The following is a 20945-nucleotide window of genomic DNA, read 5'->3' on the forward strand; positions in this document are numbered from 1 at the left end:
AGGTAACTCAATTTCTAGCCAGCAAAAAATTAACATTGTATACTGGTAGCTTCACGATGTTCTCCGTTATTGTATGCTGCTGCTTCGCTAGCCACACCAGATCACAGATACCATCCGTCGGTTCGAATGCAGCAGGAGCATGCATCAGGATCTCGCGCACTTGCTGTTGATCAAAACGGTGACAAGCATCATCCAGCGAGGCCAGCAAGGGGCGCAGTCGGGACCAGGGCAGCCAGCTCTCTTGTGCCACCATGATCCTGGGGTGTTCGGTTCCTCTGGCATCATCACCAATCAGTAACTCTTCGTAGAGCTTTTCGCCCGGCCGCAACCCCGTCACCTCTATGGCGATATCACCATCGGGACGCTGCTCATCACGCAGTGTCAGGCCGCTGAGGCGTATCATGCGCTTGGCCAGCTCCATGATCCGTACCGGTTGCCCCATATCGAGCACAAAGACGTCGCCCCCCTCCCCCATGGCGCCGGCCTGGATCACCAACTGGGCAGCCTCAGGTATCGTCATGAAGTAACGGATGATATCGGGGTGAGTCAGGGTGATAGGCCCCCCCTTATCTATCTGCTGTCTGAATAACGGCACCACTGAGCCGGAAGATCCAAGAACATTGCCAAAGCGCACCATACAAAAACGGGTGCTGTGCTTCTCGCGGGTCAAGGCTTGCAAGATCAATTCGGCCAGACGCTTGCTGGCGCCCATGGTATTGGTTGGCCGCACGGCTTTATCGGTAGAGATCAGCACGAATGTTTCCACCCCTGCCTCAATGGCCGCCTGTGCCGCATAAAGAGTGCCGAATACGTTGTTACGTACTCCTTCAATGATATTGAACTCGACCAGCGGGACATGTTTGTAAGCCGCGGTATGGTAGACGGTCTGGATCCTGAAGCTCTGCATCACCGTTTTTAGACGATGCTGGCGCTGTACTGAACCCAATAACGGCACCAGCTCTGTTTCGATCTGCTCGCGCTGACACTGTTCACGCAGATTCTTATTTAAGGCATAGAGAGCATATTCAGATAGCTCGAACAGAACCAAGGTGGACGGTCGGCACCGCAAGATCTGGCGACATAACTCAGAACCAATGGAGCCACCGGCACCGGTTACCATGACCGCTTTGCCTGTGATATTGGCTTCCATTAATTTTGTCACCGGCTCTACCGGATCTCTGCCCAACAGATCGTCGATGGAAACCTCATTGAGCTGATCTATGCGAGCCGAGCCATTGACCAGATCGGCCATTCCCGGGATAGAGAGTACTTCGCAAGAGAGGGGCTCAAGTGCATTGATCACCTCCTGACGACGCGCTCTGGTGCTGCTCGGCATAGCCAGCAAGATCTTCTGTACCCCATGGTGGTCAATCAGGGCTGGCAACTGAGCACTGTGATAAACGGTACAGCCCTGGATCACGCATCCCTGTTTGGCGGGATCGTCATCAATAAAGGCGACGGGATAAAACTCATTACCTTGCAACAAGGCCATTTGAAGCTGTCGACCCGAAGAACCCGCGCCATAGATCAACACCTGGGTACGAGCCAGACGGGTGGTATTGAGCAGCGCCCGGAAAAACAGCCGCACACCACCAACCAGCAGCACCAAAAAGGAGAGATAGATAACAGATACCGTTCTGGGCAGAAAGATATCAAAGTAAAATGCAGAGAGAACAAAGAAACAGGTTGAAAGAAATGCGCCTAGCGAGATTGTCCATAAAACCCGAAAGCTGACATATCGGAGTACTGCGCGATAGAGCCCCAGCCGTACAAACAAACTGATGCTGACAACGATAATTGCGCCAAGGAGTGCCCAGTGATGAGGGCTATCGATGGGCCAGTTATGTTCAAGCCGGATCCAGTACGCTCCCCAATAGGTCATGGTGATCAAGAGCATATCAACGGCGACAGAGATGACACGCTTACTGGCTCGTGATAGGGAGCCCAGGCAACTCAGTAGCCAGCCCCCTCCGGGTAAAAGCTCATTTCTCATTCTGGTACTCCTGCATTCAGGTGATACGCAAGAAAGGCTAACGGCAAGTAGGCAATGACCAGACCGATCACACCATCGAGCTGGCCCAATACAATCATGACAGCGATCGGCGCAAGCCAGAGGCTATTTAAAACAAGCACAGCCAAGGTCACGTTTCGATGACTTTGCCAACGTCTCGCCAGATATTGATAGCCATGAGTACGATGCGCCTCACTCAGACGACATTTCAGACGATAGCGATTCAGTAACGTCCAGGTCGCATCAACCACAAAGACTCCGAGCATGACGAGCCATGCCCACAGGAATTGAGGCGCAGAAGCGGCATCCAGCAGCATCAGGGAAGCCAGCATCAAGCCAAGAAAACCGCTGCCACCATCCCCCATAAAGATCCTGGCGGGCGGAAAATTCCAGCACAAGAAGCCAGCCGCCGAAATCCCCAGTAGCAGGATCAAACTGGCAGACGACCACTCCCCCCCAACCAGATAGTGAAATAACGTCATGAACAGACAGACGACAACGGCTTCACCTGCCGCCAAGCCATCGATGCCATCCATAAAGTTGTAGAGATTGATAAACCAGATCACCCCCAGCCAGACCAGCAGGTAACCAAACCAGGCCAGATCGAGCTGCCAACCAAAGAAGGTCAGCGCTGGCAAACCATTAACCGCAGAAACCACCAAAGCGGCCGCCATGCTCTGCACAATCAGGCGGGTTCGAGGCTTGAGAGAGATGTGGTCATCGATAAAACCAACCAATGCAATGCCCAGCGCCGCAGCCCATATCAATGCAAAGCTGCTCTGGGATATGCCGGCGGGCAGTGGGATCAGGGTAACAAACAACGGGGCTGCCAGCAGAAAGGTCGCCACGATAGCCATGCCACCGCCTCTCGGGGTAGGCACCTGATGCGAACTGCGATGATTGGGTTGGTCAAGCAAGCGGGTCTGGGCGTAGCGCCTGAGCAGGCCGGTCATGGTAATTGAAAGAAAAAGACAAAATATCGACAACAAAACAAATGCCAGCATCAAGACGACTCACTATGGATTGACGCCATCAGAGATAAGGTCTGAGAGAGCGAATAGGGTGCCGACCATTGTAATCGGCTCTGAGCCTTGCGGGTATTCATTTCCAGAGAGCCATAAATCCGTTGTAGCTTGGCATCAATCCCCAAACAGCGTCCAAGCCCTCTTATTACTCCTGGTGGGAGATAAAAGAGCCGACAGCTAACGCCTTCTGCTTCTGCAATCGCCGCCAACAACTGAGACGTCGACACTGCGACAGGATCTGCGACTAAAAAGACCTGATTCACTGCAGCCGGGTGCGCCATCGCATGGGCAATAAAGTCACACAGATTAGGTAACGCCAACAGGCTACGCGCATTGGTCAAACGGGCAAAAGGGAGCGGGATCCCTTTGCGCACCCAGGTCATCATGCTGGCAAAGTTAGCCTTCACTCCTTCTCCATAGATAAGAGGAGGACGAATGATGGTTACAGCCATACCACACTCTTTCGCGAGTGCCATCAGCCCCTGTTCCGCCTCATACTTCGAGCGTCCATAGGGATCTTCTGGCGGACTTTGCACATTCTCATCAAATGGCTTGCCAGGCTCGGTCTGCTCGCCATTCACTTTTATCGAACTGATAAAGATGAAGCGCTTCACCCCTGCCTCAGCCGCTTGTCGAGCAAGAGCGAGGGTGCCCTCTGTATTCACCGCTCGAAAAGCCGCCAAAGGATCTGTCGCGGTTTCCGACATCACATGCACCCTGGCTGCACAGTGAACAACCACATCCACCTGTTGCAATTGGGCTGTCCAGTTTGCATCGGCAGTCAGAGAGGGAGCCTGAACATGGTAAGAAGCCAGCGGGTGACTTCGCACCGCTCCTTTAACATTCGCCCCCAGCGCCAGCAAGTGTTCACAGACCGCCTTGCCTACAAATCCGTTGGCACCTGTGACAAGAATTCTAGGTATGGACATACAGTTTGAGATAGGCATTTCAAGATGAATAATAATTTGAGATAACCTTTTCATATAACGTCATATATTTATCAATCATGACGTCGGCAGTAAAGTTATGTTCAAATCTAGCCTTTGCATTTTTCCCCATACGCTCAGCTTCATCTTGATCATCCCATAACTTTTTCATTGCAGATGAGAGAGCCTCACTATTTGCTGGCTCAACTGCCAAGCCGGTTTCACCATGCAGATTTATATATGTAGTGCCTGTACCAATTTCGCAAGTAATCATTGGCTTACCATACATTGATGCCTCTAACAAAGTCATACCAAACGCTTCAGAACGCAGATGAGATGGAAATACCACAGCGTAACATAACTCCAGTAAAATATTTTTTTCAGCGTCACTTACTGGACCAACAAACAACGTATTTTTTAATCCTAACTTATCCGCCTGAGACTTCAACTCCTTTTCACATGGGCCTTCACCAATTATTATCAAAGGATAATCAAGTCCACGCATAGCATCAAGGACAAATGACAACCCCTTATAATATCGTAAAAATCCGATAAAAAGAAAAAAACGCCCTTTTATTTTATCATTCCATTTATTCGATAACGATAGTTCTGCATAACTTGGAGATACCTTTTCCAGACCGAATGGTATCACCTCAACATCCTTTTTTAGGCTAGAGAGAACAGGGCTGGTCTTGACATAATTGGGTGAAGAAGCGACCACAGCATCAACTTTATTTAGAAAAGACATCATCAATGGCTTATAAAGTTGTAGCAGGTATTTTTGTTTGACAATGTCAGAATGGTAACTGACCACCGTCGGCTTTTTAGGATTAACCCAAAAATGAACGAGATCCATATAGGGCCACGGAAAATGATAATGAATAATATCAGCTTTCTCAGCCAGTCGCCTGAATTCGACAATCGCAGACCATGAAAAACCAGTCGAAGCTATATAAAAATCTTCTTTTGCAGCATGCACACTATGATTAGCGATGTTAAAATTTCGACCAGCATTATCAGCACTTAAACATAATACATCAACCTCATGCCCTCTTTTTACTGCACCTTCCGCAAGCTGATATATGACTTGTTGCACACCACCGTAAGCATCTGGATAATATGTTTTAAAAAAATGAAGAATTTTCATTATCTTCCAAGCCCTTATCTAAAAAATAGTTCTTTGTGTATTGATGAACATCTGGTGATGCAAGAAGGTCTACTATATCAAACCATTTATACTTTGAATGCTGAGCAACAGAGAATGAATTTATATCATGGTCTAGTTCTATTGAATACGCTAAAACAACATAGTGAGTTGGAGTCATAACGTCATAAAAAGAATCTTTATAAAAATGCTCGTAGACTCCAATAAATTTAGCTTTCGAACTCTGTAACGTCATACCAAGCTCATTCTCAGCAACTCTTTTAAAGGCATCTAATATAGCTTCTCCCTTTTTTATCCTGCCCCCCAAAACAAACCAATGATCGGCTGCAGGTCTATTTCTTCTGAGACCGAGAAGATATCGCCCTGAACTATCAGAAATCACCAGATCAATCGAGATTAAGGGGGTGTTTTTTATTGTTTTTAAAAAATCATCATCCGTAAGATGCATATCTCGCCCCAAGATGTTATTTATATTTCTTTGCTGGCACACCCACATAAATTCCGGGCTGATCTATAGTGTTTACAACACACGCACCGGCACCAACAGTAATCTCGTCGCGAACAGTAATATTGTTGATTATAGTCGCGCCAGCACCTATAAAACATAACGTCCCAATATTAACTGAACCTGCCACTGTACTGTTGACCGATACATGCGTAAATTCATCAACACAGACGTCATGTTCAATTATTGCACCTGAATTGATAATGCATCCCTCACCAATTTTAACTGAAGGACCAATGTGCCCATGATGACCGACGAATGTTCCTTTACCTATGATAGAGTTAATACCAATCGTGGCTGTGGCAGAAATCAAGGTGGCAACTTGCCACCCCATTTTCCCCAATATCTCTAACTGTAACTTTCTTTTATGATTATCACCTACTGCAGAAAAAAAAATCCACTCATCGGGAGAGATTACATCCCATGAAGGAAAAACTGGATAACCCAAAATACTCTCGCCAGGTTTTGCATTATCATCAATAAAGCATAACGTTGAAAATCCTAACGACAATGCTACATCAGCCACACTTCTTGCATGTCCACCACATCCTAAAATGGCCAACTTCTTTGAATCTACCACATTATTTCTCCAAGCAACTAATACGCTCAAGTATATCGATATGCTCATTTACAACATCAGACCATGTACGCATTGATAACTGATCGTATATCTGCAACTGTTTTCGTAGTAAGATGTCCTTATGGTGGAGTGCCCATTCTATTCTCTTAGCCATATCTCTCCAATCATATGGATCAAAAAATGTCATTTCCTGTAACTCAGGGTCAGTAAGAATTTCTTCAGTTACAGGAATACGAGCCATAACAACTGGTGTATTAACAGATAACGCCTCAGTAAATGTAAATGGACACCCACCTTCACTTAGACTTGGATTAACTGCCAAACTTGCCAATTTATAACAAGCTGCGAGCTCTTGCATTGTTAGTCCATGCAGAAATAAAATTTCGTGTTGCAGATTGTGACTAATAACAAATTCTTTTACTTCAGGCATAACACTAACACTGCCGGTAACGATCAGTTTGTACTGAACGAATTTTTTTCGTAAAAGATACTCATACGCTTTGAATAAACTTATTATGTTTTTATTTGGCCTGATCTGGCTAGCATAAAAAACAAACTCTACATCTTTATTTTTAAATATTGAAACATAATTCTGCTCATTCGATTTGCGAATAGCGGACATGAGTAACGACTTGGCATAATGGGTAGTTGCCTCTTCATTATCTGGTAGACCAGTAATATTAATGAAGCTATCAACTTTATTAGCGGCGTGATGTACTACAGACACCTTGTCCATTGATACTTGATAGCCATCAATAAGTGTATTCCATTTTACCACTTCACTATAAGTTACAAAGTGATCCCCTGTTCTGATAGCCTCTTCTAACAATTTAAACGTCGATAGAGTTCTATCACCACCAATTTGAGAAAAGGCCACGGGAAACTCTCGTAAAACAACATCAGGTACACACATTAATCGAGGGGCATCGATCTTGTTAAACTCAGGCCAATAGGCTGTTGGACAATACCATGCAGATATATCATGCATACTATCGATTAATGCGCTTATACGCTTCCCTTCCACCAACTCCATGTTACGGTAGAGACGCAATACAAATCCATCATCTTTAGGCGAGTAAATCATTTTCATGAAACGGCCTATGTACTTGGAAAACCTGCCCAGCACAATTAGTTTCAATCTACGAATAAAAAAGAACGCCAATAAAAAAGGAAACGAAAAAATAAAAAATAATGGGAAAATGATTAAAGCCAGCAGAAATAACAAACACCCTTCAATGCCTAAAAGGATCAGATCCAATTTTGTGTATGCATTTAACAAACGCTTTTCCACATAATGGAAAATATTTTCCTTCAAGCTAGCAACCAACTCCAGTAAAAACGATTTGAGTGTTTTTCTTTTTTGTCTTTTCGTTTTACGGTTAATGTACCAATGGTAAAGATCCAGTAAAAGTGGTCTTTTATCTGGCGAGCGAATCGAAAAACTGTCATGTGGTACATTCTCACTATCAAAAAGGTCATATAGATCTTTCGTAGACCAACTAGGACAAACCAAGGTAAACTTTACATCATCACGTGCTGCAGCACCTTTAAGAAAGGCAGCCAAGTAACGACCAAGTCCCTCCTTTCGTAAATCAACAGATGGGGCATAGCAAAGATAAATTCCAAATTTTCTCACAGACATTCGCGTATTACCCCCCAATAATGCTTAGCCAGATTTTGCACTCGTTGTTCTTTCAGTATATCTTTACTAGGCAAATTTTTTCGAAGATGCAAAGCTTGCTCTTCTATATATTTTAGCTGCCAAGCCATTTGCTCCGGCGAGTTTGCATCAGACCATGTTAAATTAAGTGAAAACTGTCTATCTATTTCACGCATTGCCGGATAATCAGAGGAGAGTGCAGGTATATTCAGATAGGCAGCCTCAATAACCGAAAAAGTACCATTATCAATGCGCGCAGGATGCCATATAAATGCTGCTTTTTTTAGTGCTTTTTTATATTCTAAATCGGATAACTCACCACATAATTTTATCTTACGTTTCAACGACTTACTATTATCAACAGTTCTCACAAACTCGCTCAAATATGAAAGTTTACTTTCCATTATACTCTGAGTATTAACTCCAGTAATAAAGCATGTAAGAGAACCGGCTAGCTGATTATAATAAATTTCTAATGCTTTGACAGCATTGAGATGATTCTTATGTGGACTGAGATTAGTTGTCCAAATGAAATAATCGCCAACATCTTTTTGCTGCTCATCTGAAAACGAAAAGTCAGGTGCCAACATAGGTAACCTAGCAATTCTGTCAGACTCAATACCAGCATATTGTTGCGCATCTCGGCAAGTAAACTCAGTAGTAACCAAGACTCGCTCAGCTTGTGTTGCTGCTTTCAAGTAGGGATGATCAGCACCTCCTTGCAAAATTGAAACATATCGCTGCAAATAATCGTATACCATCAATACTATCGGTCTTACTGGAAGCAGCGTTTTGTCCAGCCTGTCGGAAACGAAAACCCAAATATCACAATCATAGAAATTACTGATGCTGTCATTGGGCACCATATATGATTCATCTACGGCACACCAGCCATCATGACCAGCATACTGCATAGCACGTGTAGCATCATCTTTAGAAAGATGTTGCCAATAGAAGCTTCTCCTTTGAATTTTTGGATTTAAATCCCGCAATTCATTAGCATGCTCTAATTCATCAATTGTTGGATGCGCAAAAACGACCTCACATTCTTCATTAGCCTGTTGACTACCAAGTAATATGGCATCAGCTAAAAGCTTAGCGCCTCGCAGACTCCCCCCTCGATACTCAATCGGAACAATTACACCAATTCGCTTTTTTCTAGTGATATATGTAGGGCGAGCTTTCTGCTGGAGGCGATGCTCTTTTAATCCATCAACGACAAGGCTAAAGTTTCTTTTCCATATTGAAGCACAATACTCTGGCATCATTTGCTCAAGAAGCACATGCTGTGTTTTTCTAATATCATTGATTAACTGTTCATCGCCATTTAAAATTTTTCTAATCTTAGCCTTAGCCTCTGCAATTGTTTCACATCTGCCAGGTAAATCCCCGCCACCCATCAAATCCAGCATTCCCCCAGCCATATATATTAATGGCATACCAGCTTGTATAGCTTCAAAGGGATGATAATGTATATGATTTAGTTCAGTGGAATGATAAAACATAACGCTGCATTGTTGCATGTTATCAGAGTGCTCTTCTTTAGATACAAAGCCGAGTACTTTCTTATCATTAACAGCTATTGGCTGCGCACCACCAATGATATAATCAAACTCTTTAAAATCACGAACAAAGGATTCATAAATACTTTTAAAGTATGGAGATGTTCCTATTCTAGGACAGACAAATAGTATCGTCTTTCTTTTTCCAGTCCAATTATCAGGTTGATATTTACCTTTTAAACCAACAGGCAAATAGCATGAGCGCTTTGCTAAATATGGCATTTCTACATCGGAAATATGCTCATAGCCACAACCAAACCAGAATCTTTTCCCCATCGATTTAATCGTTGATACTACATTATCTCCACACTCACTTCTTAGTAAAGAAGAATAATTGTATCCCTTAGATAATCCAAATACACGAAGAATGACGGCACCATTAAAATTTTTAATGGTTGACTTAATTTGCTTTGGGAAGAAGCCAATTATCGCATAATCAAAATATTTATTGACAATATCCCAAGCGTTTTTACTGGGCGACTCATACCAATTTTGTTCATTTAAAATATCAAGTTCATGCCTAGGGATAGTCAATTTATCGTCAAAATCGAATGTAATACTTGCCGATAAATTTCCCTCATCATATGGAAACTTTTTTGGAAGATATATTTCTTCAATACCAAACTCTATTAGCTGAGGTATTTCAAAGTTTCTTAATGTTGAATGGTTAAGCAGCCACAACACTCGATTTTTCATGCTAAATCCAGATTATTGACTCGTTTATAGGCAATGATCGCATCATCAATGGGGCCATCAAAAATGTATTCACCATGATGAAATACAATCCCTCTTGAACAAATATTTTTCAATGCGCTGAAATCATGTGATGCTAAAACTAGTATTTCAGCATTCTCAATCAAACTCATTATTCTGCTTTTAGCCTTTGCCATAAACTGAGCATCACCAGCACCAATCACTTCATCTAGGAGCAAAATATCGCCACCAACTGCTGTGGATATAGCAAATGCTAGTCTTACCTGCATGCCTGCAGAGTAAGTTTTAATTGGATAATCAATAAACTCACCCAAACCAGCAAACTCAACGATCTCATTTTCTTTCTCTTTCATAAAAGTCGGAGAGAGGCCAAGCAGAAGACCACGATAGAGAATATTCTCTCGGCCTGTTGCATCAGGTTCAAAACCTAGACTCAAATCAAAAAGAGAACGAACTTGCCCTTCAACAATTAATTTACCACTAGATATAGGATAGAGACCTGCCACCGTTTTAAGAAATGTACTTTTTCCTGCACCATTATGCCCTAAGAGCCCGACCCTCTCTCCATTATTTATTTCTAGCGTAATATTTTTTAATGCATGAATATCAGAGACAGAACGCTCTGCTTTTCCTTTTTTAAAAGCAGCAGAGAAAAGAGACTTTAGTGACCGCTCTTTGTAAGCTACTGATGCATAATGAAGGTTAACATTCTCAAGTTTAATTTTATTCTTTTTCATAGGTAGAAGATCACTTTTTTCTCTGCATTTCGGCCAATCAGCCACGCAAGCAAAAATAGGAAAGCAGCAGTTATCAGACTAAATGTATAGTTCTCCAGACTCGGCCACTCACCTTTTAGTAGTGGTGCTCTTATAATTTGCAATACATGATACACAGGATTGTAATCGACTAGCCAATCCAATCCGCCAGAACGGAACATACGTTCTTCGAAATATACCGGAGAGATAAACCATATCGCTTGCATGACTAATCCCATCGCATGTGGTACATCTCTAAATCTAACCCCGATATAGGCTAGTAATGTTGATAATGGCCATGCAATAAGTGCCAATATTGGGAAAACAGTTAAGGTGGCTAGCCAGGTTATATTTATATTTTGTGGCAATACAACTATTGACCAAGCAAATAGAGCCAAACTGGCAAGTGCAAGTACTATAATGCTGCTCAAGACAGTTCGTAATGTATATATTGCTAATGGATGCTTGCATTGTTTAATGTAGGCATCTGCTTGCACAAACGCAAGTGAACCACCAATGGTATTGGCTACTACAAAATCCCAGACTATAATTCCTGACAAAATATAGGGTGCATACGTCACTATGTCCGTATTAAACATTTTACTAAAAACTATAGATATTAATAATGTCATACCTAAAGGTTGAATAAATGACCATAATACACCGAAAAAAGACCGCCGCCAACGAGAGCGTAGATCCGATAAAGCGAGATGCTGCCAAAAATATCTAGCATCCCAAATACCCCTAACATAATAAAGACTCATAGAACTCCCACCAACTTAAAATAACCCTTCACCAACGAAAGATGAAGGGTTATTTATTTAACATTACTTATTTAAATAAAAATCAGAAATTACGTTGCAGATATAATCAACATCTTTTTCCAATAATTCAGGGTAGCTTGGTAAATTCATTCCTCTTGAGCTGATATTTTCAGCAACAGGAAATTTATGTTCTGTAAATACATGTGGCATCGTATTAGCTAAAGGAAACAATGGCCTTGTCTCAACATCATGACTCTTTAGAACAGTTCTGAGCAAGTCTCTATCTTGTGCATTCTCGACTAGGATCGAGCACATCCAAAATGAATGCCTGGTATTCTCAATCTCTTTGTGGAATGTTATCGGCAAATGGTTTAATCGACGCTGATACCAACTGGCAATCTCTCTTTTTTTTGCAATTATCTCGTCTGCTTGCTCTAATTGTGCCAGGCCAATCGCAGCACATATATTTGTCATGCGATAATTAAATGCCAACGCATCATGCCAATACTCTTTAACCTTCGAAACACCTTGGCTCTTCAAGTGGCATGCCAAGTCATGGACATTTTTATCCTTTGAAACAACCATGCCACCTTCGCCGGTAGTTATTGTCTTATTTCCAAAGAAACTGAATGTTGCCACATCACCAAATGTACCAACATGCTTATTCTTATAAAGAGTACCGAACGCCTCCGCACAGTCTTCTATCAAAAACAAGTTATGTTTCTTACAAACATCGACTAACGCATCCATATCACATGGTAAACCATAAAGATGCACAGCCATGACAGCCTTGGTCTTTGTTGTGATTTTTGCTATTACATCATTGACATCGATGTTCCATGTATCTGGTAGCGAGTCAACATAGACTGCTTTTGCACCGGTCTGAATGATTGTATTCACTGAGGCAATATATGTGAATGAAGGAACAATAACCTCATCACCAGGACCAATACCTAAAGCAGCCAACGCCAAATGAAGTGCTACAGTACCATTACTCACTGTTGTACAATTTTCTGCACCAATATACTTTGAAAATGCTGATTCAAATCTGTTAATAAACTCACCTTTTGAAGAGATCCATGTTGAATCAAGGCATTCATTAACATATTTTTTTTCATTACCAGATAATCTTGGTTGATATACTGGAATCATAGTCACTCCACACTGACATTAACATCAAAGCCATGAGATTTCAGCAAGGCATGCTGGCGAGCTTGCTGCAAATCATATGCAACCATCTCACTTACCATTTCTGCGAGTGTCGTTTCCGGCTCCCAACCCAGCTTATTTTTTGCATTAGATGGATCACCAAGAAGAGTCTCTACCTCGGCCGGTCTGAAATAACGTGGATCAACACATACGATAATATCACCAACCTTCAATGCCGGCGCCTTATCTCCATAAATCGCCGAAACGACAGCTTTTTCCTCGACGCCGCTTCCAACAAAGTTCAATTCAATACCTAACTCAGCAGCGGCCATTTTTATAAATTCACGGACACTATATTGCACTCCAGTTGCAATGACAAAGTCCTCTGGCTGCTCTTGTTGCAACATCATCCATTGCATCTTGACATAGTCTCTTGCATGTCCCCAATCACGCAATGAGTCCATGTTTCCCATATACAGGCACTTTTCGAGGCCTTGAGCAATATTTGACAAACCTCGAGTAATTTTTCTAGTAACAAATGTTTCTCCACGACGGGGTGACTCATGATTAAACAAAATACCATTACAAGCATACATACCATATGCCTCACGATAATTCACCGTAATCCAGTACGCATACATTTTTGCAACAGCATAAGGGCTGCGCGGATAAAAAGGTGTTGTCTCTCGCTGCGGAATTTCTTGCACGAGGCCGTATAGTTCGGATGTCGATGCCTGATAAAAACGAGTTTTTTTTGTCAGTCCCAAGAAACGAATAGCTTCCAATAAGCGTAAAGTACCTATCGCATCAACATCCGCAGTATATTCTGGGGAATCAAAACTAACAGCGACATGAGATTGAGCACCAAGATTATAAACTTCATCTGGTTGAACTTCGGCTATAATTCTCGTTAGATTTGATGAATCCGTTAAGTCACCATAATGTAGTTTAAAATCAACGTTCTCTTCATGAGGGTCTTTATAAATGTGGTCTACACGTTGTGTATTAAACTGAGATGCACGGCGCTTAATACCATGGACTTCATACCCCTTCTCTAATAGAAACTCAGCCAGATATGAACCATCCTGACCAGTCACCCCAGTAATTAACGCTACTTTCTTGGACATTTTCAGAACTCTCCTTATAAGTTGTTGATCATTTTATGTAATGAATTCAAACCAGACGTTAACTTGCTTATATCGTTTTTGCTTTCAACATTAAGCCTTAGTAATGGTTCTGTGTTTGAAATGCGAACATTAAATCGCCAATCATTCATTTCAATACTAAGACCATCTACATATTCTACTTTGACAGCAAGTGGCGCATAGACCTCTTCCAGCTTCTTTATTATCTCAAGAGCATTATCAACTCTATAATTTATCTCACCACTGCATGGATAGGCTTTAACACGTTCAGCAACTAAACTAGACAATGTGGATTTTTTTAGTGATAGCAAGTTAATTACTAGTAACCAAGGAATCATACCGCTATCACAGTAGCCAAAGTCACGGAAATAGTGATGGGCACTCATTTCACCACCATATATTGCATTCTCACTGCGCATCCGTTCTTTAATAAAGGCGTGACCAGTTTTGCTTTGTACTGGTGTACCACCAGACTTTTCAACGATATCAATAGTATTCCATGTCAAGCGTGGATCATGAATGATTTTCTCATGAGGATTATCTACTAAAAATGCCTCTGCTAATAATCCAACAATATAGTATCCTTCGATGAAATCACCATTTTCATCAAACAGAAAACAGCGATCAAAATCACCATCCCAAGCAATACCCATATCAGCATGATAGAACTTTACCGCTTCCGATGTAGCACTTCTATTTTCAGGAAGCAATGGGTTAGGAATACCATTGGGAAAGTTACCATCTTCCTCATGATGAATTTTTATAAACTCAACAGGAACATTGAGGGTATTGAAACGTCGCTCGATAACATCAAGCACATGCCCTGCTGCCCCGTTACCGGCATTCACAACTAGCTTGAGTGGACGTAATTGATGCGGCTTTATATACGTCAGCAAATGATCGACATAAGCATCTAGTATCGATTTTTTAATCAATGTTCCTTGCCGGGAGGATGCAATAAAGTCACCCTTTTCAGCCAATGCTCGAATATCATTCAAACCACTATCACCACTAATTGGACAAGCATCACGACCAACCAGTTTCATGCCATTGTAATCCATAGGATTATGACTGGCCGTCACTTCTATAGCACCATCAATGTCTAACGTAAATGCTGCAAAATAGGTTTCTTCAGTCCCCGTAGTCCCTAAGTCGATGACATCACAACCGGCATCAAGAATCCCTCTTGCAAGTGCTTGCTTTAGGCTTTCGCTCGTGAGTCTAACATCGCCTCCAACAGCAATTGTCGTTGCATTTAGATACTGTGCAGTTGCACGGCCAATACGGTATGCAATCTCAGTGTTCAGCTCATCACCCAGTTTGCCGCGAATATCGTAAGCTTTAAAACAAGTAAGATTCATGATGCCCCCTAAATTAAATTCCTTTTCAATAATCAATGATGTCATCTTCACCTAAATATTCACCCGTTTGCACCTCTAGCATAACTAAATCGATGAGACCTGGATTTTTTAATTGGTGACGATGCCCAGCAGGAATATATGTAGATTGGTTAGCAGTTAGCAAGGCAATTTGATCTTCATAGAAAACCTCTGCAACACCAGATAATACCACCCAGTGTTCATTTCTATGATGATGCATTTGCATCGTTAAGCTAGCCCCAGGTTTAACTTCAAGTCTTTTTATTTTAAAACGCTCTCCCACCTCAAGTAACGTATAACGTCCCCATGGACAATAGACTGTACGATGTATTTTATATGCATCATTGTTTATCGTCTTAAGGTGATTATAAATTAATTTTACATCCTGACTACTTTCTTTGTGAGCGACCAATAGAGCATCAGCAGTATCAACAATTACTAGGTTTTCTACACCTACAGCACCAATAACCCGATCCTCGCTCGAAATATAACAATTTGAGGTAGCATGTAAAATTGCATGTCCCTGAACGGTGTTTCCATCGTCATCAGCTTGATGTAGTTCACTTATTGCAGCCCAAGACCCAATATCACTCCAGCCTATGTCACATGGAACTACTGAAACATTTCCTGATTTCTCCATCACGGCATAATCTATCGAGATGTCTGGAACATGGATAAATGTGTCAGGGTCCAGATCAATATGCTTGACCTTTTTACTTTGAACCGAATCGGACTTGTCAAGGCAAGCTTTTGTTGCTATCAATACTTCCGGACAATGCAAGTCCATTTCTGCAATCATTGTACTTGCTTTAAAGCAAAACATACCTGAATTCCAGAAGAAGCGACCGCTTTCAACGTACTCAATTGCCTTATCCAATGTTGGCTTTTCAACAAAGCGCAAAACCTCTGTACCAAGAGCTTCAATGTAACCATAACCTGTTTCAGGTATTGTGGGTTTAATACCAAATGTGACTAACCGCCCTGCTTTTGCCAATTCAATAGCGCAGGAAACAGCATCATCGAATGCAACTTGCTCTGTGATCAAGTGATCAGCAGCCAAGACCAACAAGACCGCATCATCGCCATATGTATCGCGAGCATAAATTGCTGCAGATGCTACTGCTGCTGCAGTGTTACGGCCATAAGGTTCAAGAATAAATGAAGTCTGAATTTCATTACTATTAACTTCTTTAAATGAATCTAGTGTTTTGAAATAAAGGTCTCGATTAGTAATAGTTAATACTTCACTGACATCTGATAATTTTGCTCCACGTAAAAATGCTTTTTGTAAAAAACTTTGATTATCCGATAGTTTAATGAATGGCTTGGGATGTTGTTCACGTGAAACAGGCCATAATCTTGAACCGCTTCCACCACACATAATAGCAGGAATTAAGACAGTCATAGATACACCATAATGTATTTAATGTGTTGATATGATTTTCAGAAATGTTTAGCTGCCATAAATGGCTTTGCATTTTTATCTTTAAGAGATAATATAGGGAGCATATCACTCTCCCACTCTATTCCTAGTTGCTGGTCATTCCAACATATTGTATGTTCAAAGTCAGGTCTATAATAATTGGTTGCTTTATATAAAACTTCTGCTGTTTCTGTTCTAGTTATAAAACCATGGGCAAACCCTTTCGGAATCCACAATTGTCGCTTATTCTCAGCTGATAGATGAACACCGACCCATTTGCCAAAGGTCGGCGAATTTTCACGAATATCCACTGCTACATCAAATACTTCTCCCACAACACATCGCACCAGCTTTCCCTGGGCGTGTGGTGATGATTGATAATGCAGTCCACGCAACACGTTTTTCGAAGATTTAGAATGATTATCTTGAACAAAAGTAACAGGGTATCCTACTGCTTCCTCGAACAGTTTATGGTTGAAACTCTCAAAGAAAAAGCCACGCTCATCACCAAATATTTTTGGCTCAAAAATAAGTACATCAGGTATCGTGGTCTCGATTACATTCATCTTCATATCCATATTTTATTTAGTTTATTTTGCAGGAACGGGTGCACACCCTTAACTCCAACTCATACTTTCGAAACCATCTTTAACAGGTATTGTCCATAAGCATTTTTCGCAAGTGGTGTCGCCAACGTTTTTACTTGCTCTGCATCAATGAATTTCTTGCGATAGGCGATCTCTTCAGGACAAGCGACTTTCAACCCCTGACGGGTCTCGATGGTCTGAATAAAGTTGCTCGCTTCAATCATGCTCTCGTGGGTACCGGTATCAAGCCAAGCATAACCACGGCCCATCATGGCCACCGACAGATTACCTTGTTCCAGGTAGATACGGTTTACATCGGTTATCTCCAGCTCGCCACGGGGCGACGGCGTCAGACTCTTGGCGATCTTGACCACGCTGTTGTCGTAGAAATAGAGGCCGGTTACCGCATAGTTGCTCTTGGGCTCCAGTGGCTTCTCCTCCAGAGAGATCGCGGTGCCCTCTTTATCAAACTCAACCACCCCATAACGCTCGGGGTCATGCACATGGTAGGCAAAGACGGTAGCACCGCTCTCTTTGGCCACTGCCGCCTCCAACTGTTTCTGCAAGTCGTGGCCGTAGAAGATGTTGTCCCCCAACACCAGTGCACAGGGGTCTGAACCGATAAACTCTGCACCCAGAATAAAGGCTTGTGCCAACCCGTCCGGGCTTGGTTGAACCTTGTATTGCAAACTCAGGCCCCACTGACTGCCATCACCTAGCAATTGCTCAAAACGGGGGGTATCTTGCGGCGTGCTGATGATCAAAATATCGCGAATTCCCGCCAGCATCAGGGTGCTGAGAGGATAGTAGATCATCGGCTTGTCATAGATAGGCAACAGCTGCTTGCTCACTGCCATGGTTACCGGATAGAGACGGGTGCCTGAGCCGCCGGCCAGAATAATGCCTTTACGTTTGGTCATGATGCTTGTTTCTTATATAGAGGAAGCATGGCTTTAGGCCACCTTTCCGTTTTATCCCTGCCAGCTAGGGAGGCAGTCACTACATCCCTGGCCAGTAATTTACTTGCCAAGGATCTCGGTCAACATCCGCTCCACACCGACTGTCCACTCCGGCAGCACCAGATCGAAGGTGCGCTGGAATTTGCCGGTATCCATGCGGGAGTTATGGGGGCGTTTGGCCGGGGTAGGGAAGGCGCTGGTCGGCACCGCATTGAGTTGTGTCACCGCCAGTTCAACGCCAGCCTCTCTGGCTTTGGCAAACACCAGCTGGGCGTAGTCAAACCAGGTGGTGGTACCGGAGGCAATCAGATGGTACAGCCCGGCGACCTCGGGTTTGCGCTGCGCCACGCGGAGAGCATGGGCGGTGCAATCGGCCAGCAACTCGGCGCCGGTCGGAGCGCCAAACTGGTCATTGATCACTGACATCTCGCTACGCTCTTTGCCAAAGCGCAGCATGGTCTTGGCAAAATTGGCTCCGCGGGCGGCGTAAACCCAGCTGGTGCGGAAGATCAGGTGACGGGAACAAAGTGCGGCCCCTTGCTCACCCGCAAGCTTGGTTTCGCCATAGACGTTGAGCGGGGCGGTTGCATCGGTTTCCCCCCAGGGGCGCTCACCGCTGCCATCAAATACATAGTCGGTGGAGTAATGCACCAACCAGGCACCCAATGCTTCCGCTTCTTTGGCTATCGCTGCCACGCTGGTCGCGTTGAGCAGCTCGGCAAATTCACGCTCGCTCTCCGCCTTGTCGACTGCGGTGTGGGCCGCAGCGTTGACAATCACATCCGGCTTGACCAGACGTACAGTGTCGGCCACCCCTGCCGGGTTGCTGAAATCGCCGCAATAGTCGGTGGAGTCAAAATCAACGGCAGTGATGCGCCCCAGCGGCGCCAGTGCGCGTTGCAGCTCCCAGCCTACCTGGCCGTTTTTGCCAAACAGCAGAATATGCATCAGGCACGCTCCCCATCATTCTGTTCAATCGAGGAATAGTGTTGCTCAATCCAGGACTGGTAGGCACCGCTCTTGACGTTGCTGACCCACTGCTGGTTATCCAGATACCACTGCACAGTTTTGCGAATACCGGATTCAAAGGTCTCTTGCGGTTGCCAATCCAGCTCTGCGCTCATCTTGGTCGCATCGATGGCATAGCGGCGATCGTGGCCAGGGCGATCCGCCACATAGGTGATTTGCTCACGATAAGAGCCCACCTTCGGCACCATCTCGTCCAGCAGATCGCAGATGGTGTGTACCACCTCCAGATTCTGCTTCTCGTTATGACCGCCGATGTTGTAGGTCTCACCGACCACGCCTGTGGTCGCTACCTTGTAGAGCGCACGCGCGTGATCTTCCACGTAGAGCCAGTCACGGACCTGGTCGCCCTTGCCATAGACAGGTAACGGCTTGCCATCCAGCGCGTTAAGAATGACCAACGGGATCAGCTTCTCGGGGAAGTGGTACGGGCCGTAGTTGTTGGAGCAGTTGGTGACGATGGTCGGCAGACCGTAGGTGCGGCGCCAAGCGCGCACCAGATGGTCGCTGGAAGCCTTGGAGGCAGAATAGGGGCTGCTGGGGGCGTAGGGGGTGGTCTCGGTAAAGAGCGGCAATGGTTCACCGGCAGCCACTTCATCCGGATGAGGCAGATCACCATACACCTCGTCGGTGGAGATATGGTGGAAGCGGAAGGCCGCCTTGCGTACCTCGTCCAGACCGTTCCAGTAAGCGCGAGCCGCTTCCAGCAACATATAGGTGCCGACGATATTGGTCTCGATAAAGTCAGCCGGCCCTGTAATGGAGCGGTCAACATGGCTCTCGGCGGCCAGATGCATCACGGCATCCGGCTGGTGCAAGGCAAACACCCGATCCAGCTCGGCGCGATTGCAAATATCCACCTGCTCAAACACATAACGCTCGCTTGACGATACATCGGCCAAGGATTCCAGATTGCCGGCATAGGTGAGTTTATCGAGATTGATAACGGAATCTTGGGTATCACGGATAATATGGCGCACCACGGCAGAGCCGATAAAGCCGGCACCACCGGTCACGAGGATTTTCATAAATATGTATCTCTTGCGAGGCGTTGATATGACATCAGAGAGAGGCTGGCTATCCACTAATGCGTTATTGAAACACCCAATAGACTGCAATTTAACCAGCGCCAACAGCAGCAAAACAATAAATGAACATTATTTGTGCAAATCGCTGAATAATCTCAAGGCTACCGCCCTTGGGTTACAGCCCCCAGTTTGCTGCTTTTAACCAAATTAGGTCTGCTGTTGGTCATCATGTCCTCCAGCATTTTGCTGTCTTGATGGTGTGTAGCACAGCTTTATGGCCCAAGACCAAGAAAGAGCGGACACTACCTATCCAACCCTATAAGACGCAGATTCTATCTTGTTTCCAGCCGAGCTGCACAGCAGAAACTGACTTGCCCCTCACCTCTGAAAAGGAGTCGATAGAAAACCACCTCACGGCGACATAATTTCTCGAAAAGAAGCAGTATTAACTTAATAATTACGCTTAAGTTACCGTTTTTACGGAAAAAAAATAGAGCGACTTTCCAAGTCGCTCTATTTATTACTCAGTCATACCTGATGTATTTGTCTTATTGTAATCTGCCACCCAGAACTTCAGGGGTT

General features: G+C 44.0%; 18 protein-coding genes. All 18 read right to left on the reverse strand.

The features are described from left to right. Positions 1-7: 7 nt before the first annotated feature. Entirely contained in the window at positions 8-1993 is a 1986-nt protein-coding gene (locus tag I6L44_RS09745; RefSeq protein ID WP_216954280.1) for a nucleoside-diphosphate sugar epimerase/dehydratase, read from the reverse strand. Then, positions 1990-3015 carry a glycosyltransferase family 4 protein gene (locus tag I6L44_RS09750; RefSeq protein WP_216954282.1) on the reverse strand — a complete coding sequence of 342 codons (1026 nt, stop codon included), beginning with the start codon at positions 3013-3015 and terminating at the stop codon, positions 1990-1992. Before I6L44_RS09750 ends, I6L44_RS09745 begins: the two co-directional genes overlap by 4 nt. Further along, positions 3015-3965, reverse strand: coding sequence for an SDR family oxidoreductase (locus tag I6L44_RS09755; RefSeq protein WP_216954413.1), 951 nt, complete (start codon positions 3963-3965; stop codon positions 3015-3017). Before I6L44_RS09755 ends, I6L44_RS09750 begins: the two co-directional genes overlap by 1 nt. 19 nt (positions 3966-3984) lie before the next feature. Further along, on the reverse strand, positions 3985-5109 hold the full coding sequence (locus I6L44_RS09760; RefSeq protein ID WP_216954284.1) for a glycosyltransferase family 4 protein: 1125 nt from the start codon (positions 5107-5109) through the stop codon (positions 3985-3987). Next, a complete protein-coding gene (locus I6L44_RS09765) occupies positions 5087-5575 on the reverse strand; it encodes a GDP-mannose mannosyl hydrolase (protein WP_216954285.1) in 489 nt (162 codons plus the stop codon). The genes I6L44_RS09760 and I6L44_RS09765 overlap by 23 nt, the downstream gene beginning before the upstream one ends. Positions 5576-5591: 16 nt before the next feature. Then, positions 5592-6242, reverse strand: a complete 651-nt coding sequence (locus tag I6L44_RS09770) for an acetyltransferase (RefSeq protein WP_254204284.1) — start codon at positions 6240-6242, stop codon at positions 5592-5594. Then, positions 6214-7854: a glycosyltransferase gene (locus I6L44_RS09775; protein WP_216954290.1), complete on the reverse strand. Its 1641-nt coding sequence runs from the start codon at positions 7852-7854 to the stop codon at positions 6214-6216. The genes I6L44_RS09770 and I6L44_RS09775 overlap by 29 nt, the downstream gene beginning before the upstream one ends. Next, positions 7845-10130, reverse strand: a complete 2286-nt coding sequence (locus I6L44_RS09780; protein WP_216954292.1) for a glycosyltransferase — start codon at positions 10128-10130, stop codon at positions 7845-7847. The genes I6L44_RS09775 and I6L44_RS09780 overlap by 10 nt, the downstream gene beginning before the upstream one ends. Further along, complete coding sequence (locus I6L44_RS09785) at positions 10127-10885, reverse strand: ABC transporter ATP-binding protein (RefSeq protein ID WP_108539993.1); 759 nt, start codon at positions 10883-10885, stop codon at positions 10127-10129. The genes I6L44_RS09780 and I6L44_RS09785 overlap by 4 nt, the downstream gene beginning before the upstream one ends. Continuing rightward, a complete protein-coding gene (locus I6L44_RS09790; RefSeq protein ID WP_108539995.1) occupies positions 10882-11667 on the reverse strand; it encodes an ABC transporter permease in 786 nt (261 codons plus the stop codon). The genes I6L44_RS09785 and I6L44_RS09790 overlap by 4 nt, the downstream gene beginning before the upstream one ends. 63 nt (positions 11668-11730) lie before the next feature. After that, a complete protein-coding gene (locus tag I6L44_RS09795) occupies positions 11731-12819 on the reverse strand; it encodes a DegT/DnrJ/EryC1/StrS aminotransferase family protein (RefSeq protein ID WP_302055987.1) in 1089 nt (362 codons plus the stop codon). 2 nt (positions 12820-12821) lie between these two features. Next, a complete protein-coding gene (gmd, locus tag I6L44_RS09800; RefSeq protein ID WP_108540000.1) occupies positions 12822-13943 on the reverse strand; it encodes a GDP-mannose 4,6-dehydratase in 1122 nt (373 codons plus the stop codon). A gap of 14 nt (positions 13944-13957) precedes the next feature. Further along, a complete protein-coding gene (locus I6L44_RS09805) occupies positions 13958-15367 on the reverse strand; it encodes a phosphomannomutase CpsG (RefSeq protein WP_302055988.1) in 1410 nt (469 codons plus the stop codon). Then, positions 15348-16745 carry a mannose-1-phosphate guanylyltransferase/mannose-6-phosphate isomerase gene (locus I6L44_RS09810; protein ID WP_108540002.1) on the reverse strand — a complete coding sequence of 466 codons (1398 nt, stop codon included), beginning with the start codon at positions 16743-16745 and terminating at the stop codon, positions 15348-15350. Before I6L44_RS09810 ends, I6L44_RS09805 begins: the two co-directional genes overlap by 20 nt. 38 nt (positions 16746-16783) lie before the next feature. After that, a complete protein-coding gene (gene rfbC / locus I6L44_RS09815) occupies positions 16784-17329 on the reverse strand; it encodes a dTDP-4-dehydrorhamnose 3,5-epimerase (RefSeq protein ID WP_216954296.1) in 546 nt (181 codons plus the stop codon). A 62-nt stretch (positions 17330-17391) separates the two neighbouring features. Continuing rightward, the gene (gene rfbA / locus I6L44_RS09820; RefSeq protein ID WP_216954298.1) at positions 17392-18270 is read right to left on the reverse strand and encodes a glucose-1-phosphate thymidylyltransferase RfbA; all 879 of its coding nucleotides are present in this window, start codon (positions 18268-18270) and stop codon (positions 17392-17394) included. Positions 18271-18369: 99 nt separating this feature from the next. After that, a complete protein-coding gene (gene rfbD / locus I6L44_RS09825) occupies positions 18370-19257 on the reverse strand; it encodes a dTDP-4-dehydrorhamnose reductase (RefSeq protein ID WP_216954300.1) in 888 nt (295 codons plus the stop codon). Further along, a complete protein-coding gene (gene rfbB / locus I6L44_RS09830) occupies positions 19257-20363 on the reverse strand; it encodes a dTDP-glucose 4,6-dehydratase (protein WP_216954302.1) in 1107 nt (368 codons plus the stop codon). The genes rfbD and rfbB overlap by 1 nt, the downstream gene beginning before the upstream one ends. Positions 20364-20945 lie beyond the last annotated feature (582 nt).

The sequence above is a fragment of the Aeromonas sp. FDAARGOS 1414 genome, assembly GCF_019047065.1.
Lineage (GTDB): Bacteria > Pseudomonadota > Gammaproteobacteria > Enterobacterales > Aeromonadaceae > Aeromonas > Aeromonas veronii_A.